This window comes from Tolypothrix tenuis PCC 7101 (genome assembly GCF_963874875.1).
Classification (GTDB): Bacteria; Cyanobacteriota; Cyanobacteriia; order Cyanobacteriales; family Nostocaceae; genus Aulosira; species Aulosira tenue.
Genome location: NZ_CAWNJS010000001.1, coordinates 8431094 through 8448434, shown reverse-complemented (window position 1 = coordinate 8448434; position 17341 = coordinate 8431094). Strand labels below are relative to the sequence as shown.

The 17341-nt window shown below is 40.8% G+C and carries 15 protein-coding genes; 10 read left to right on the top strand and 5 right to left on the bottom strand.

Annotated elements, in window-relative coordinates:
* Nucleotides 1–12: 12 nt before the first annotated feature.
* The 3 genes from AACU25_RS33265 (at nt 13) to AACU25_RS33255 (ending at nt 3379) form a co-directional block, all read left to right on the top strand.
* Nucleotides 13–1461 carry an MFS transporter gene (locus tag AACU25_RS33265; RefSeq protein WP_096583026.1) on the top strand — a complete coding sequence of 483 codons (1449 nt, stop codon included), beginning with the start codon at nt 13–15 and terminating at the stop codon, nt 1459–1461.
* Between the two features lie 107 nt (nt 1462–1568).
* Nucleotides 1569–1814, top strand: coding sequence for a hypothetical protein (locus AACU25_RS33260; protein ID WP_096583024.1), 246 nt, complete (start codon nt 1569–1571; stop codon nt 1812–1814).
* Between the two features lie 239 nt (nt 1815–2053).
* Nucleotides 2054–3379, top strand: coding sequence for a DNA cytosine methyltransferase (locus AACU25_RS33255; protein ID WP_096583022.1), 1326 nt, complete (start codon nt 2054–2056; stop codon nt 3377–3379).
* Here AACU25_RS33255 and AACU25_RS33250 read toward each other — a convergent pair.
* Nucleotides 3374–4573 carry a hypothetical protein gene (locus tag AACU25_RS33250; RefSeq protein WP_096583020.1) on the bottom strand — a complete coding sequence of 400 codons (1200 nt, stop codon included), beginning with the start codon at nt 4571–4573 and terminating at the stop codon, nt 3374–3376. The two genes, AACU25_RS33255 and AACU25_RS33250, sit on opposite strands and share 6 nt — an antisense overlap.
* A 256-nt stretch (nt 4574–4829) precedes the next feature.
* Here AACU25_RS33250 and AACU25_RS33245 point away from each other — a divergent pair, with 256 nt between their 5' ends.
* Nucleotides 4830–5483 (top strand): hypothetical protein, encoded by a 654-nt coding sequence (locus AACU25_RS33245; protein WP_096583018.1) that lies wholly within the window; start codon nt 4830–4832, stop codon nt 5481–5483.
* Here the strand turns inward: AACU25_RS33245 and AACU25_RS33240 are convergent.
* Entirely contained in the window at nt 5461–6477 is a 1017-nt protein-coding gene (locus tag AACU25_RS33240; RefSeq protein ID WP_096583016.1) for a CHAD domain-containing protein, read from the bottom strand. The genes AACU25_RS33245 and AACU25_RS33240 overlap by 23 nt on opposite strands.
* A gap of 292 nt (nt 6478–6769) precedes the next feature.
* On the opposite strand from AACU25_RS33240, the gene AACU25_RS33235 reads away from it, so the two are divergent.
* Nucleotides 6770–7846: a DUF3616 domain-containing protein gene (locus tag AACU25_RS33235; RefSeq protein ID WP_096583014.1), complete on the top strand. Its 1077-nt coding sequence runs from the start codon at nt 6770–6772 to the stop codon at nt 7844–7846.
* 97 nt (nt 7847–7943) lie between these two features.
* Here AACU25_RS33235 and AACU25_RS33230 read toward each other — a convergent pair whose 3' ends face one another.
* Complete coding sequence (locus tag AACU25_RS33230) at nt 7944–8348, bottom strand: NIL domain-containing protein (protein WP_096584400.1); 405 nt, start codon at nt 8346–8348, stop codon at nt 7944–7946.
* A 264-nt stretch (nt 8349–8612) separates the two neighbouring features.
* Here AACU25_RS33230 and AACU25_RS33225 point away from each other — a divergent pair, with 264 nt between their 5' ends.
* From AACU25_RS33225 to radC, 3 genes are all read left to right on the top strand, one after another.
* On the top strand, nt 8613–9203 hold the full coding sequence (locus AACU25_RS33225) for a thioredoxin family protein (RefSeq protein WP_096583012.1): 591 nt from the start codon (nt 8613–8615) through the stop codon (nt 9201–9203).
* Between the two features lie 315 nt (nt 9204–9518).
* A complete protein-coding gene (locus AACU25_RS33220) occupies nt 9519–10283 on the top strand; it encodes a tRNA(His) guanylyltransferase Thg1 family protein (protein ID WP_096583010.1) in 765 nt (254 codons plus the stop codon).
* Nucleotides 10284–10502: 219 nt separating this feature from the next.
* A complete protein-coding gene (gene radC / locus AACU25_RS33215) occupies nt 10503–11231 on the top strand; it encodes a RadC family protein (RefSeq protein WP_096583008.1) in 729 nt (242 codons plus the stop codon).
* A 113-nt stretch (nt 11232–11344) separates the two neighbouring features.
* Here radC and leuD read toward each other — a convergent pair whose 3' ends face one another.
* Entirely contained in the window at nt 11345–11941 is a 597-nt protein-coding gene (leuD, locus tag AACU25_RS33210; RefSeq protein ID WP_096583006.1) for a 3-isopropylmalate dehydratase small subunit, read from the bottom strand.
* 204 nt (nt 11942–12145) lie between these two features.
* On the bottom strand, nt 12146–13549 hold the full coding sequence (gene leuC, locus AACU25_RS33205; RefSeq protein WP_096584397.1) for a 3-isopropylmalate dehydratase large subunit: 1404 nt from the start codon (nt 13547–13549) through the stop codon (nt 12146–12148).
* Between the two features lie 311 nt (nt 13550–13860).
* On the opposite strand from leuC, the gene AACU25_RS33200 reads away from it, so the two are divergent.
* Both AACU25_RS33200 and AACU25_RS33195 read left to right on the top strand, forming a co-directional pair.
* Nucleotides 13861–15213, top strand: a complete 1353-nt coding sequence (locus AACU25_RS33200) for a P-loop NTPase fold protein (RefSeq protein WP_096583004.1) — start codon at nt 13861–13863, stop codon at nt 15211–15213.
* 279 nt (nt 15214–15492) lie between these two features.
* Nucleotides 15493–17341 (top strand): ATP-binding protein (locus AACU25_RS33195; RefSeq protein ID WP_479688186.1); only part of this gene is annotated, 1849 nt, incomplete at its 3' end.

Sequence of the window (17341 nt, the reverse complement as noted above, 5' to 3'; positions counted from 1 at the left end):
GATTTTCCGCTAGTGAAGACTCTATCTGCCTCTACTGAAGAACTTGTAGAACCCGTACCTTCTAACGAACTGCTGACATCTCTGACTACAGACTCACCGCCAAAAATTTCTCCCCAAGCAACTCGAACTAGCCTAAAAGCATCCACTATAGATGGCGTATTTGCCACAATTTTTTCTAACATTACCAGCGGCGTAATACTGATTAACTTTTTGCTTCAGTTAGGCGCTACCCCAGTAGAAATAGGCTTGCTGTCTTCCATTCCTATGCTGGCAAATTTCCTGCAACCAGTGGGAGCATATTTTGCCGATCGCACTACTAGCCGCCATTGGTATACCTTGGCAATTTTTGGCCCTTCGCGGCTGCTGTGGCTAATTTTAGTAGCGGGAATTGCATGGTTTTGTTACAATCACACCCCACCTCACCAGTTAGTAATTTGGACACTGGGAATAGTTGTAGTTACCAATATTCTCGGAGGTTTGGGTGGTTGCGCCTGGTTTAGCTGGATGGCGGCTTTGGTTCCCCCACGCTTGCGAGGGCGTTATTTTGGTTTTCGCAATAGTGCTGCTAGCTTGGCTAATTTGTTATCTGTACCTCTGTTGGGATTTGCGGTTTCCGCTTGGCCTGGTGGAGGAATTCAAGGTTTCGGCGTACTTTTATTACTAGGAGTAGTCATCGGCCTGATCAGTTTGGCTTGTCAATTTTGGATGGTGGATGTCAATCCCCAAGTTTACCGCTTTAGTAAAACTGCGCGCCAAAATGCAGAAAATGCTGAAACTCCAAAACTAAATACATTTAGCATCCTCAAAGATTTCAATTTTCTCAAATTTCTGGTTTATTTTGGGCTGTGGACATTTGCAGTCAACCTCAGCGCCCCATTTTTTAACCTTTATATGCTGCAAAATTTAGGTTTAGACCTCAGTACAGTCACACTTTATAGTAGTTTGATTGCTGGGGCGAACTTAGTCATGCTGGTATTGTGGGGTAAGTTGGCTGACAAGATAGGCAATCGTCCCATACTATTGTTAGTCGGCTTTTTAATTGCAGTCACACCTTTATTTTGGCTAGGGACTGGGAATGACTTCATTTCTGTGTGGGTTTGGCTACCACTTATACATATAGTATGGGGTGGCTTTGGTGCTGCGATCGACTTGTGCAACAGTAATATTCAGATGGAAATGGCACCATTAGAGTCTCCTTCGCAATATTTTGCGATCGCAGCTGCGGTTATTGGTGTTACTGGTGGTTTAGGTTCCACAATAGGAGGCTTCTTAGCCCAGCTAGATATCATTGGTGGCTTACCTGGACTATTTGCGCTTTCAGCTATTATCCGATTGATAGCGCTGTTACCTCTAATATTTGTTAGAGAACCGCGCAGTAAATCCTTTAGTGATTTGCTGGAAAAAATCTTACCTGGGAAACCAAAATCAGAGCTTGTTTCCACCGAGAAAATTGCTGCTTAAATAAATTACTCAGCATTAACCTTCATTAGCTAATCCTTCCTTACTTAAGAGGGAAGGATTTCTTTTTTTTATACAGCATCATGCGAGATAGTTGAGGGGAAAGGCTAATGCTGGAAACAACAACTGATTCCGAAAACAAATCTGATGCTAATCAAAAATTCCCAGATGGTACAAGCAAAATAAGAGTATTCATGGAACAACTTGATGATTATTTACAAGCAGAAATTTCTTTAAATGATGTTTCTGTAATTGTGGAAGCTTTAACTAAGTTTTATGGAATGTTTGATTTACGAAATGACGTAATAATTAAACGCATCATCTCTCATATTTCAAATCAGTTGAATGCACAATAGCGCTTTGAGATAATGCAAAATGCAAGTTAGTTTTAAATTGTTGCGAGCGGTCAGATCCCCGACTTCTTCAAGAAGTCGGGGATCTTGCAACATAGCAAACTTAATATAATCAACTACTACTTGGACAAATCTTATTTTTAGGGTAAAATGTATTGCTTTAAATTTTTATTATTATAGTTCGTGTAATCGCTGGTTCACGTACCTGCATCAGAGTCCATAGGTCAACGTCTGAATCACAAATGAGACTCAGAACTGATAACTTAGAACTCAGCACTGTTCATCAAAGACCAATTGCAGTTGACTTGTTTGCTGGTGCAGGCGGTATGACTCTTGGGTTTGAACAAGCTGGCTTTGATGTGCTGGCATCTGTGGAAATCGACCCGATTCACTGTGCCATCCATGAATTTAATTTTCCTTTTTGGACAGTATTATGCCAAAGTGTTGTAGACACTACAGGGGAAGAGATTAGAAAGCGATCGCAAATTGGCGATCGCGAAATAGATGTGGTAATTTCGGGTAGTCCTTGCCAAGGCTTCTCTCTAATTGGTAAACGCGCTGTTGATGACCCCCGCAACTCTTTAGTATTTCACTTTCAGCGCCTAGTTTTAGAGTTGCAACCAAAGTTTTTTGTGATGGAAAATGTCCGAGGCATCACAATTGGCGAACATAAACAAATTTTGCAAACTTTGATTAGTGAGTTTCAAAGTAAAGGCTATCAAGTAGAAGAAAATTACCGAATTCTTAATGCTGCTCATTATGGTGTACCACAGGCACGGGAAAGATTATTTTTGTTAGGTGCAAGGGAAGATATAGCTTTACCAAAATATCCTCAGCCTATTACTCAAATAGTAAAGCACCATAATTCTGCAAAACCAAATTCATCATCATTGCCAATGAGTCCAACCGTGTGGGATGCAATTGGTGATATACCAGAAGTAGAAAATTATGATGAGTTACTTTCACAAGATTCAGTATTAGCAGAATATGCTAAACCTAGTAATTATGCTCGCCAACTTCGCTGTATTGAAAATTTAGCAAATAATTATTCATATCCACGTAAATTTAATTCTCAAATTCTCTCTTCCAGTTTCCGCACCAAACATTCAGATGCTACTAGGGAACGCTTTGCAGCTACAATGCAAGGAGAAAGAGAACCTATTAGTCGTTTTCATAAATTACATCCGGCTGGTGTTTGCAACACATTAAGAGCAGGTACAGATATGTATCGTGGCTCTTTTACTTCTCCTAGGCCAATTCATCCTTTTACACCTAGATGTATCACAGTAAGGGAAGCAGCAAGGCTACATTCTTACCCCGATTGGTTTAGATTTCATATTACAAAATGGCACGGATTTCGCCAAGTTGGTAACTCTGTACCTCCTTATTTAGCTAAGTCTATTGCATCAGAAATTATCAATGTGTTGGGTATATCGCCATCTCAACCAAACATCATTCAAGAACTTGGTGATGAAAGTTTATTGCATTTTAAAATGTTGGAAGCAGCTAAAAATTATGGTGTTAATCCCAAAGTCATGGAAATCATCACCGATACAGCAAACTTATAATTTTAAATTTCCGAAAATCTTTTGGTTTTCTCGGCTAGTTACACGAATTGTATAACCCTCTTTAACAGCAATATTCGGTGTCCATTCATAAACCCCATCGCTAGCAGTATGGGTAGAAATATTTTGGATAGTTTTGTTGTTGCGATCGGATAATTTAATCGACACATCGCTGTTGATATTGTCTCGCCACAAGATTAAATAAGGTCGATTTTGTTCAACTTGTACTTTACCAACTGGCTGATCGATTAATATTTGCGGTACAACCTTTTGAGTTCCAACCTTGCGAACTCCTAGGTAATGGGGTAAATCTCGAAATGTGGGATTTTCTTGAGGATTAGACAGTTGCGGTAAGATAATATCTCCCACTTTAGAATTAAACAAATAAGTAGATCTGCCACCGTCAACGGTTATGATATCTCCTTTAACACCTAACTGGCGTAATAATTTAGCAGCTTCATCTAGAGTTGTTTGATTCACTGTCATAATTAACAGTTGCTCATTACCCTGACGGTTATCTTTATTTAAAGTACCGATAACTTGATATCTATTTACTTGATTGTTAGCTAATACTTTTGCTGGATGGTCGCTATATTGATAACTAACGATCGCATTTTTTACTGCTGTTTGATTGAGAGGCGCACCGCTAGCTGGGTCATAATCTGTAATATATGCTTGCTTTTTATCCCAAACTAACGCTTTTAAGCGAATTGTGCGATAAAATTCAGACTCTGGTTTCTTAACTGGCCCGTATGGACTATGACCTCCGGTAATCACTACACCATTAAATTTAATGGGGAAAGATAATTGTGTACTTGATTGGTATTGCTCGAAAAACGAACAATTAATCATGGAAAATACATCATTCCCATAAAGTTTTTTATATTCATCATTTACTTGCGAAAATAATTTGTTTTTAAAATAAGGGCTATAACTTCCTCCTTCTCCTTTATAGTATTTACCTTGAGCATTACCCATATTATCAACCTCACCAATAACTTGGTCTATCCGCATTTTTCTGAGGTCAATTATTTGTAAATATGCTGTATTAGCATTGGTTAATTCTTTTTTATATAACCCTGCACCATCTATTACATGAAGCGGCTGATAAGAAGATAAAGGGTTAGAAACTTGGGCTATATAAATACTAGTCAAAAGTGGAATAACAAAAAATAAAAAGCTAATTACAGCATTCATTTGGGTTATTTATAGCAAAAAATAATTAACCCAGATTATACCAATTCAAGAGATGTTGCCAATTGCCTAGGCGTAGCCCGTCGCAGACATCCCAGCGGATAGCACTGAAGACGTACAACCCTTGATAGAAGACAAGATCCAAAAAATTTAGTAAGTTGTTTACTCAAGGCTGCATAAAATTGCGATCGCTAACCTATTGATGAAGTGAAGGGGTTGAAACCTCGCAAACACCACTCACATCAAAAGGAAAACGATTATGAAAACTCAAATGCTGTTAAGTCTTGCTTGTTCTCTATCTTTGTTAGGTGCTGTCACAGTTCCAGCTAGCGCGCAACCAACTACAAATCCATCGCCTCAACCAACGCTACAGCCGCAAGCAGCTAGCCAAGATTTAACCATCCCTCAAGATACAGCAATTATTGTTTCCTTTCCTGCATCTGTTACCGTAGATGTTGGGCAAAAGAAGGATTATCCTTTGACACTTCCCTTGGCTAGTGCAATTAAAGATGCTCAAGGTAATGTTGTCGCACCAGAAAATACTCCCGTTACCATTGTGCTGAAACCTACTGATGGAGGCGCTAAAATTGTTGCCCAATCTTTGGTAATTAATGGGCGCATCGTCTCGATTAAAGCATCAAGTCAGATGATTCCTGGCACTACTATTACTCAAAAGCGCGCTAATGATAAAGCTGTAGAAAATGGTTCTGTTTGGGGTAGACTGACTGGCAGTACCTTGGGCTTTATCAGCAATGGAGATCCTGAACAGTTTGACCGAGGTGCAATGTTAGGAAGCGCTATTGGATTAGTTACAGGTTTGCGTTCCGCAGAAAATACTCGGATTGTGCAGATTCCCCAAAGCAGTGTTTACGTTTTATCTCTAGAAGCCCCTATCCAATTGTCTGGGCGCTAGTCTCATCTTCATTCACAAAGCCAGAGTCTTTGGGATGTAAAATTGTTAAATGAAAACCATGTCTTGTTTCAGTTGTCAGATAACGCTCTTGTAATGGTTGCCACTGTTGCCATAATTTATAGCGATTTTCAGTGAGTAATTTATTCAGTCCATGCACATGAGAATCCATATCTGACTTAAAGACATCCTCAAGCCATTCAGTTAACACCACACTATCTTGCATTGCACCCAAAATATCTTGGATCTTTTTCACATCTGCAATGTAAGCTGCATAGGATTCACTGTATAAATCTGCAAACAAATCCATTTGGTAGCGTACACGTTTGGCTTGTTTGCGTAAGCTATGAAGTTTTTCTCCTTCATTAGCTAAGTGTTGTTCTACTTTTTTTGCTCCCCAATCGGTGCGGACTTTGAATTGCGATTCCACAACTTCTGTACCCACTAGCCAACCAGGATGCAATAAAAACTGGCTCACTTCTGGTAACAGTAAATCTGGTAAAACTTGCTGAATAGTAATCGAGGCTAATTCTTGATAACTGGGTTTTTCTAACCAATCTTCTAAAGCCTGTTTTAAAGACTTATAGGAATCATCTTTTAATGTTGTTTGTACAGTATCTAGAGCGTGTTCACGTTGTTTAGCTAAAGCATCAAAAGCTGTATTTAAATGCTTCTGATCTTTAGAAGATAACTGTGGTTTATAATCTTTTTCTAGAGTTTCTTTGAGTACATCTAAATCTCGGAGATTACCCAGGCGACGAGCAAGTTTGCCGATATTTTTATCACTAATTGGCTTAGATAAATCTAAGGCGATCGCAAATCTACTGACAGAGGTGCGTAGGCGACGCATTCCTACTCGCATTTGATGCAAAGCCTCTGGATCTTCATCTTTCTTAACTGATTTTTCCCACTTGATTGTTTTCTTATAATGTTTTTCAATCGCCTGATAAGCATAATCTCCTAGCGTTTGGATTGTGGTATTTGTATCTACTTCCATAAGTTCAACCAATAAGATACCGATGCGGATTATTGCATGATAGCATCAGTTAAAAATTTGCTTATATAACTTTTGATATTTTTTTAAGCAATTCTTTATATAAAACACCAAGATAATTAAAAAATTTTGCTTATCTGCTCAAAATTTTTGCTGGCAATAGCACAATGATTATGCTTGCGATCGCTCATTTTTAAATCATAATTCTCAGTTATCAATATAAATACAAAACTAGTATTGATTATAACATTAATCAATTAATGTCAATTCGTACAATACTTAGGCAAACTGTAATATGCATAACTGCAATTTAATAGAACCAATATTTTTGACATTTACAGAAAATTTCCAAGAACACAGAACAGACCTTTCAGCATTACTATTAACTCCTGACAAATATCTCTGGCTTGGATCTGATGAAAGCTCGACCTTGGAAAGACTTTCTTTAATTGATGGTAATAACTTTGGTAACCATCAACAATTTCGTGTGGCAGAATTTATCAATTTACCTGCGCCAGAAAGCGAGGAAATTGATATTGAAGGGCTAGCTTATGCCGATTATTACTTATGGCTAGTTGGTTCCCATAGCTACAAACGTAAAAAAACAAAAACCAAAAATACCGATGTCAAAAATATTCAAAGATTAGCAACCGTGACATCAGAACCTAATCGTTATATTCTCGGCAGAATTCCGCTTGTAGATGGAAAATTATTCTCATCTTGTCCACATCCACAAAACCCAGATGTACAGTTAAGTGCTGCCAAACTAGAGTGTATTAACCAGAGTAATTTGCTGATGACAGCCTTAGCAGACGATCCTCATTTAGGCTTATATATTCAAGCAGCTGTTCCCGGTAAAGACAATGGTTTTGATATTGAAGGAATCAGCATTTATCAAAATCGAATTTTTCTAGGCTTACGAGGGCCAGTATTACGAGGTTGGGCTGTAATTTTAGAAATTGAATTAGAAAAATCTACCCCAGGATTGATGACATTAAAACCAATAGGTTATCAACAAAAGTATAAAAAACATTTTCTGTGGTTGAATGGTTTAGGAATTCGGGATTTAGCTTTAGATGGGGAAGACTTATTGATATTAGCCGGGCCGACAATGGATTTAGACGGCCCAGTGCAACTTTATCGCTGGCAAGGTGGCGTAAATGTAGCCGAAAATATTTTAAGCTACCCAGAACTTATAAAAGATATTCCCTATGGTAATCGCGAGGATCATGCTGAAGGGATGACGCTATTAAATGATGTGACTGGTAAACCTTCATTGCTGATAGTTTATGACTCCCCAGCTAAGAGTCGGTTAATAGGGGAAAGTGGAGTAATAGCAGATTTGTTGAGTTTGGTAATGGGTAATGGGTAATGAGTAATGAGTAATGAGTAATGAGTAATGAGTAATGGGTAATAGTAACTTCTCCCTCATCTTCCTCATCTTCCTCATATACCTCATCTCCCAGTCCCTAAAGATTAGTAGAAATTGCTTGCACCGGGCAGGTAGGGATACACTGTTCGCAGACAATGCAACGCGATCGCGTGAATGTCAGCTTATATGTTTCTGGGTGGAGACTCAAGGCTTCAGTGGGACAAACCCCGGTACATAAACCGCAATGAACACAGGTATCCTCATCAATGACAATTTCGCCCAATGTATGCGACACATTAATATTTTGCGATCGCATCCACTCAATCGCCGCATCTAACTGATCGATATCTCCCAGTAATTCCACAACCAGCTTACCAATTTGATTTGGGGCAACTTGGGCACGGATAATATTAGCCGCAACATTAAACTCTTTAGCCAGTCTATAGGTAACCGGCATTTGTATAGCACGTTTGGGAAAAGTGAGAGTAACTCGTTTTTTCACAGGCTTGGCAGAGACTCTTGTCTGTTCTAGGGTATCTTTAATTTTGGGCATTGGGCATGGGTAATGGGTAATCGGTAATTGGTAATCGGTAATCGGTAATTGGTAATTGGGTGTTTGTTATTTCCCCTTGTCCCCAGGAGTTCTTTCATTTTGAATTTTGAATTTTGAATTTTGAATTTTGAATTGATTTGTCCCCAGTCCCCAATCCCCAGCCTTCAGTTAAACTTAAGATGATAATGCTTAATAAGATTTAATAATTTTGTTATGACTAAAGATTCACCAGTGAATACTCCAGCAAAGCCGGAATCTACAGCAGCGGCGCGGGTAAGAAATTTTTTAATAGCCTTAGTAGCGATCGCACTCAGCGTTGCTTTAGTTGTAGGATTGCGAAGTGAAACAACTTCCGCTTCTTTGAGTAAGTTAGATGAAGCCTCTACACCCCTAGAAGTAGCTATCAGCAACGGTAAGCCTTCACTGGTCGAGTTTTACGCTGATTGGTGTACTGTTTGTCAAAAAATGGCACCAGATATGACTGAGTTAAAACAGCAATATACTGACAAACTAAACTTTGTCATGCTGAATGTGGATAACACCAAATGGCTACCTGAAATGCTGAAATATCGGGTAGATGGCATTCCCCATTTTGTATTTTTGGGTAAGAATGGTGAAACCATAGCCCAAGCAATTGGAGATCAACCACGCGCTGTTATGGCTAGCAATTTAGAGGCTTTAGCAACTGATTCATCTCTACCTTATGCCCAACTTAGCGGACAGGTTTCTAAATTCTCCGCACCAGTTGCACCAAAGGCTAGCCAAGATGATCCGCGTAGTCATGGTAGCCAGGTAGTAAATTAGTAATTAGTAATTCGTAATTCGTAATTAAGGTATGGGGTGAAATCTGCTCAACTTAATTACGAATTTTTTTATTTAATAATTTCATAGTGGCAAGGCATAGTTAAGTTTTCTATATTACATATAAATTCTCGATGCTGTGACTCTAAAGTTATTTATATATACCTTTGTGGGGTCACAACAATGTTGTAACCTCACAATAATCACAAATTTAATTTGAGAAAGATAATAATTAAAAATTTGTCTTTACCCGTTATTTTCTTAACTCTTAATTACGAACTACGAATTACGAATTATTAATTATTTAGGAGTTGTCTCTTGAAATTTGATGAACTTGATCACAGGATGCGGGTGTTTGAGACAGCACACGATCATTGTGTGCTACCCGGAATTTATATCGTTGCTCGATTAGATGGACGTGGCTTTACTCGCCTGACAAAAGAAGTACATCAATTTGAGGCTCCCTTTGATAATTACTTTCGGGATTTGATGGTTGATACTGTCGAACATTTGATGAATTGCGGTATTGATATCATCTATGGTTATACCCAAAGTGATGAAATATCACTACTTTTTGCCCTGAATGAAAATACATTCAACCGGAAATTAAGAAAACTAAATTCAGTTTTAGCCAGTGAAGCTAGCGCTAAATTTTCTTTATCACTGAGTGCTTTAGCTTGCTTTGATTGCCGAATTTCTCAGCTTCCCAATCAAGAAGAAGTAGTGAATTATTTTCGGTGGCGGAGTGAGGACGCTCATAGAAACGCGCTGAATGCTCATTGCTATTGGTGTTTGCGTCGAGAAGGGCAAAATGCAACTCAAGCAACCAGCATGATGAAAGGTTTATCTGTTGCTGAAAAAAACGAGATGTTATTTCAACATGGAATTAATTTTAATCAAATTCCTAACTGGCAAAAACGCGGTGTAGGGCTGTATTGGGAAAAATATGAAAAGCAAGGATATAACCCCATGAAAGGGGAAATTGTACCTGCATTACGGCGACGCATCCGGCGAGATTTAGATTTACCGATGAAGGATGAATATAGCCAATTTATTGCCAAGTTAGTTAGTGCCGTGTCATAAAAACAAGCGATCGCACCCTCAGTTACATAGAGAATTTTGCTAAAGGTGCATCACTAAGAACAGTATCGCATCTGATGGGATTGATAGGCGATCGCCTCCTCGGTGAATCCATATTCTGAGGCAAGAATAAAGAATTTCTCAAATAAAGATGAATTGTGAAGCAAACAAGGGATAAATAAAGATAGTTCCAACTAAGGTGAATCTTCCGGCAGCTATTATATGACCTATTGCCTCAGAATTGCTGATATGCCTGAGACTGAACGTCCGCGTGAACGTTTAATGGCTCATGGCCCCAAAGTTTTAGCTACTGCTGAATTGATTGCAATTTTGTTAGGTACTGGTCAAGGGCCAGGAAAATTATCGGCTGTGGGTTTGGGACAATATATTTTGAGCGAATTAGGCAAACATCAGCGTGACCCTTTGGCAGTTCTAAGAGAAGTTACCCCAGCAGAGTTAATGCAAATTCCTGGGGTGGGGCCAGCCAAAGCGACTACTATTTTAGCGGCGATTGAATTAGGGAAACGCGCCTTTCAAACTCGACCAGAAGGGGAAACTATTGATAGTCCATTAGCCGCAGCCGCCGCTTTGAGTCAGAATTTAATGTGGCAATCGCAAGAACGGTTTGCAGTGTTGCTATTAGATGTTAAGAATCGCTTGCTGGGAACGCAAGTCATTACGATTGGTACCGCGACAGAAACCTTAGCTTCCCCCCGTGAAATTTTTCGAGAAGTGATTCGCCAAGGTGCAACGCGGGTAATTGTGGCACATAATCACCCCTCTGGTAGCCTGGAACCCAGCCAAGAAGATATCGAATTAACGCGCCAATTATTAGCAGGAGCAAATTTTTTAGGCATTCCCCTGCTGGATCATCTCATTTTAGGCAATGGTAACCACCAAAGTTTGCGAGAAATTACAACTTTATGGGATGAGTATCCGCAGGGGGATTAGGATTGGGCATGGGGCATTGGGCATTGGGCATTGGGCATTGGTAATTGGTAATACCTCTCTCCTTGTCCCCTCTGCTTCCTCTGCTTCCTCTGCTTCCTCTGCCCCCTTACCTCTTAATAACCCCAAGCTACATAGGGTAATTTTGCCGCAGTGGCGCGGACTTGATCGGCATTGGCTACTAATTGACCGCAAGCATCCCAAGTTCCGGAGACGAAGGTGCTTCTTGTACCTTCACCGATAGATACTGGAGTTGTGTAATCGTCAACTTGGACTTGCAAGGTTTCTAGATTGACGGTGACAGAGGCTTGAGGATTGGTTGTTACTAGTTCTTGCAGCTTTTTGATGGTGGCGCTATCAGCAGTTACACAAGGTATACCCATCGCGACGCAGTTACCAAAAAAGATTTCTGCGAAGCTTTCACCAATTAAGGCTTTAATGCCCCATTTTGCTAAAGCTTGGGGTGCGTGTTCTCGTGAGGAACCACAGCCAAAGTTGCGGTTAACTATTAAAATGTTTGCCCCTTGATATTGTGGTAAATCAAAGGGATGCTCACCTTTAAGTGCTGTGCGGTCATCGATAAACGCGCCTTCACCTAAGCCATCAAAGGTGATGGCTTTTAAATAGCGGGCGGGAATGATGCGATCGGTATCTATATCATTACCTATTAAAGGTACGCCGCAACCGGAGACTTGTTTTACTTCACTAACCATAAATTTTTAGGAAAAACGAACCACGAAGGACACAAAGAACGCAAAGGAAGAATTGAGAGAGAGTTTTGCTGTAGGGTGTGTTACGCCGCAGGCTAACGCACCATCCAGGATTTTTACTAGCTTTTATTCTCTGCGTTCTCTGTGTCTCTGTGGTTAAAACAAACATTTTTTGCACCGCAGAGAACGCAGAGAACGCAGAGTAAGTTATAGCAACTCGCGCACGTCGGCGACTTCGCCTTTAATTGCCGCAGTCGCCACCATTGCAGGACTCATGAGTAATGTGCGACCGGAGGCGGAACCTTGTCTACCTTTAAAGTTGCGGTTGGAGGAGGAGGCGCTGATTTGTCTTCCCTGTAGTTTGTCTGGGTTCATGGCTAGGCACATAGAACAGCCTGGTTCGCGCCATTCAAAGCCGGCTTCCTCGAAGATTTTGTCTAATCCTTCGGCTTCAGCTTCTTTTTTGACTCTTTCGGAACCTGGGACGACGAAAGCTTTTACTCCCTCTGCTACATGGCGACCTTGGGCAATTTTTGCGGCTTCTCGTAAGTCGCTGATTCTGCCGTTGGTGCAACTACCAATAAAGCAGACATCTACTTTAGTGCCTTTGATAGGTTGACCAGGAAATAAATCCATGTAGCTGTAAGCTTCTTCGGCAATAAATCTGTCTTCTTCCAGTAGTTCTTCTGGTTTGGGGATAAGTTGGTTAACGCCGATACCTTGACCAGGGGTAATTCCCCAGGTAACTGTGGGGGGAATATCGGCGGCGTTGAAGACTACAACATCGTCGTATTCGGCATCAGCATCACTCTTGATGGATTCCCACCAAGCAACGGCTTTGTCCCAATCGGCACCTTTGGGGGCGAAGTCTCTACCTTTGAGGTAATCGTAGGTGACTTGATCGGGGTTGACGTAACCACAACGGGCCCCGCCTTCGATCGCCATGTTGCAGACGGTCATCCTCTCTTCCATGTTCATTTGCGCAAAGGTTGTACCTGCGTATTCGTAGGCGTAACCAACACCACCTTTCACGCCGAGGGTGCGAATGATGTGCAAAATTACATCTTTGGCGTAAACACCAGGGTTGAGAGTACCGTTAACTTCGATTTTGCGGACTTTTAATTTGGAGAGGGCGAGGGTTTGAGAAGCCAAAACATCACGGACTTGGCTAGTACCAATACCAAAGGCGATCGCACCAAATGCACCATGACTAGATGTATGGCTATCGCCGCAAGCGATGGTCATTCCTGGCTGTGTTAGTCCTTGTTCTGGGGCGATGACATGGACAATACCTTGACTGCCAGAACCAATATTGTAAAATCTAATGTTATTTTCTTGACAATTTTGCTCTAGTGCCTTAATCATTTCCTCTGCCATCGTATCGACAAAGGGACGAGCTTGATTATCAGTAGGTACTATATGATCTACTGTGGCAACAGTGCGATCGCTAAATAATACTTTTAAACCTCGTTCCCGTAACATTGCAAAGGCCTGGGGACTGGTGACTTCATGGATGAGGTGAAGCCCGATAAATAGTTGCGTTAGCCCAGAAGGTAGCGTCCCAACAGTGTGTAAGTCCCAAACTTTATCGAACAGGGTACCTTTACTCATATAAATTGTTAGTTCACGAGTCAGAATTTTTATCGTATCAAAAAATTGTCGGGCTTTTGCTGTGTAACTTGCTTGACTTTCTTTAAGCAATCTTTACAGCGAAACTAAAAATCTCCGAAATATCAGCTTAAATTACTGTAAATAACTGTATTCTTGCTAACAAGGATATCTGGCACATAACAAGATAAATAGAATACTAGTACAGTACGGCGAAAATAAACCTACCATTTGAAATAGGTAAAAACCTTGCGGTATAAGTATTCTTTCTTTTTACTTTTTACTTTTTACTTTTGCCTTTTTGTACTAGTTTTATGGCCATAGATTTACTAAGTTTCTTTCAAGCTACCGACCCCAGCCGCACTTTGTTTATCAATAATGCAGTTGATGCCAAGTATTATATAGACTTTTCTGAAGTGCGGGGTGGTGATATTATTAACCGACTGCAACAGAAGATTACATTTTTTAAACCGAATGAACCGACCTGTACTTTATTTACCGGACATATTGGTTGCGGTAAATCAACAGAGTTATTAAGGTTACAGGCGGAACTAGAAAAGCAAGGCTTTCATGTGGTGTATTTTGAGTCTAGCGAAGACTTGGAAATGACCGATGTCGATATTGCTGATGTACTATTAGCGATCGCGCGCCGTGTGAGTCAAAGTCTGGATAAAATTACCTTGGCGGAAACCAGCAAACTCAATGAATTGCTGCAAGGTGCTTGGAAGGTCTTAAACTCCGAAGTGACGGGAGTTAAGCTCAAAGTTCCCAATCTTGGCGATGTCGGTTACTCGGCGGAAAAAGAAAAAGTTTCCTTAGCTTTTGGCATTGGCGAAATTACCACCAAAACTAGGAACGACCCCAACCTGCGGGAAAAACTCAATCAATATTTAGGGCCACAGAAAACCCAATTACTCGAAGCCATTAACCGCGAACTCTTAGAACCTGCGATCGCTAAACTCAAGCAGCAAGGTAAAAAAGGTTTAGTGGTAATTGTCGATAACCTCGACCGCATCGATAACCGCGTCAAATCTTGGGGTCGTCCGCAACAAGAATATTTATTTGTGGATCAAGGGGAATTTTTGACCAAGCTAAATTGTCATTTAGTTTATACAATGCCCCTATCGCTGAAATTTTCCAATGATTATGGCACTTTAACCCAGCGCTTCCCCGAAGACCCGAAAGTTTTGCCAATGGTTCCCGTACAGTGGCCTGATGGTAAAGTTCACGAACAGGGAATGACACTCTTGCAGCAGATGGTGTTAGCTAGAGCCTTTCCTGACGTACCAGCAGCAGAACGCCTCAATCATATTACAGAGATATTTGACAGTGCTAGCACCTTAGACCGCTTATGTTACATGAGTGGTGGTCATGTGCGCGACTTATTGCGGTTGCTGAACACCTGGATTATGGAAGAAATGACCATTCCCCTATCCCGCGACACCTTAGAACAGGTAATTCGTTCGCGGCGTAACGAAATGACCATGCCAATTTCTGATGAAGAATGGCAATTATTACGTCACGTCAAGCAAAGAAAGAAAGTCAGCGACGACCAAGGATATCAAAAACTGATTCGCAGCCGCTTTGTCTTTGAATATCGCGATCGCGGCGAGTCTTGGTTTGATGTTAACCCCATCTTGATTGAAGCCAGGGAATTAACCTCCTAACCCGTAAGCATTGCCCACTGTATCATGTTTTTGGTGGGCAATATCCATTGGTGTCAACTTCACGTGAAACCCGCTTGGTTGCAAGGTTTTGCCCTCTCCCCCAGCCCCTCTCCCACAGGGAGAAGGGAGCAAGAAATTTAATTCCCCTTCTCCAGGGGGAGAAGGGGTTAGGGGATGAGGGCGCGAGGTATTTGTACAACGCCCGCCCTATATAGCTTTTAGCTTAAGTTGACACCAATGCCCCATGACCAATGCCCCATGCCCCATGCCCAATGCCCCATGACAAACAATAATCGCTCTCTAGAACAACTAGCTTGGGCCATCCAAGCTTCTGTAGGGCAGTTTAAATTAATTTTGGCAAGGTGTAATTATCTTCAACAGCGCGATCGCTTAATTGCTAGGTTACAGGAAATCTCTGCTGTCAAGATTAGCGTTTTAACTCTTAAACCATCGCAAAGGACACTGTACACCGCCATTCGTGAGGAATTTGGGGGTAATGTCCAAGCTTTGATGATTGTGGGGTTAGATAAATTGCACGATTTACCCCAAATGTTGATTGCAGCTAATCAGGTGCGGGAAGAGTTTCGCAAAAGTTTCTCCTTCCCCATATTGTTGTGGATTAACGATGAAATTTATAAGCAATTAATGCAACTAGCCCCCGATTTAGAGAGTTGGGCAACCACGAAAAACTTTGATATCACCATTGATGAAATAACTAAGTTTATCGAAAATACAGCAGCACAATTATTCGATGATATTTTAGATATCAATTTAGAAATTATCACGGAAATTCAATCTGCTTACCAAACGCTACAACATCAAGGACAAGATTTAGCACCTGAATTAAAAGCCAATTGTGCTTTTTTATTGGGTTTAGTTGCATATATTAATAAAAATTTAGATAGTGCGATTAGTTATTACAACCAAAGCTTAGATTATTGGCAGACTAATAATAACTTTGAGCGTCAAGGCAAGATACTTACACAAATTACTATTTGTTATTACGAGAAATATAGAGAAACTGCAAGAAATCTGCCGCCATCTACAAAACAGGAGCAAGCAGAACAAAGCTTTTCCGCAACAGCTACAAATCATGAGGCAGGAGATATAGCATTTGATAGTGTAGCTGTACCTGCTGGGGCGCAGGTTGTAAATCGGGAGACAATTAAAAATTATCTTCAACAAAGTATTGCCGCATTTGAGGCTGCTCAACGCCATGATTTAATCGCCAACTCTCTAGATAAATTTGGGATTGTTCTCCGTTGTTTACAAGATTGGCAACAACTCAAAACCTTAGCAGCACAGGCTTTAATTATTCATGAAGCGGATAATAATAGTATTAAAATATCTCAAGATAATGGCTTTTTAGCTGAAATTGCATTAGCAGAGAATGACTGGCAACTGGCAAAAGAATTAGCACAAAAAGCTTTAACATATTTAGCCACAGAAAATCAGCCTGATTCACAAGAAGTATCGCGGATTAATATCACTACTCATCGGCAAGAATTATTATTAATACTGGCGCAAGCACAACATAATTTAGATGAAACCCCAACAGCAATTAATAATTTAGCAGCAGCTAGAAAATTAGGAATTACAGACAACGACCCCCAGCTTTATCTGAGGATTCTGGAGAACTTACAACAGCTATATTTTCAACAAAAGCAATATCTCGATGCATTTAATGCCAAGCAAGAAGCGCGTTCTATCGAGCAGCAATTTGGTTTGCGGGCGTTTGTTGGTGCAGGTAGATTACAAGCCACAAAACAATTAGATACCCAAGTTTTAACAGCAGTACCCGCCAATAATCAAGATAATATCGCCCCAGAAATCGCCGCATCTGGTCGCCAATTGGATGTAGAACGGGTAATAGAACGCATTGGTCGCCCAGATTATAAATTAATCGTCATTCATGGGCAATCGGGTGTTGGTAAAAGTTCCTTAGTTAATGCGGGACTCATCCCAGCTTTGAAACAGAAAGCCATTGGTGTGCAAGATAATTTAGTTGTCGCCATCCGCGTGTATACCAATTGGCTGGAAGAGTTGGCGCGGGAGTTGCTGGGTGAGGGGCAGGGGGAAGGGAGTAGAGAGCAGGGGGCAGGGGGCAGGGGGCAGGGAGCAGGGGGCA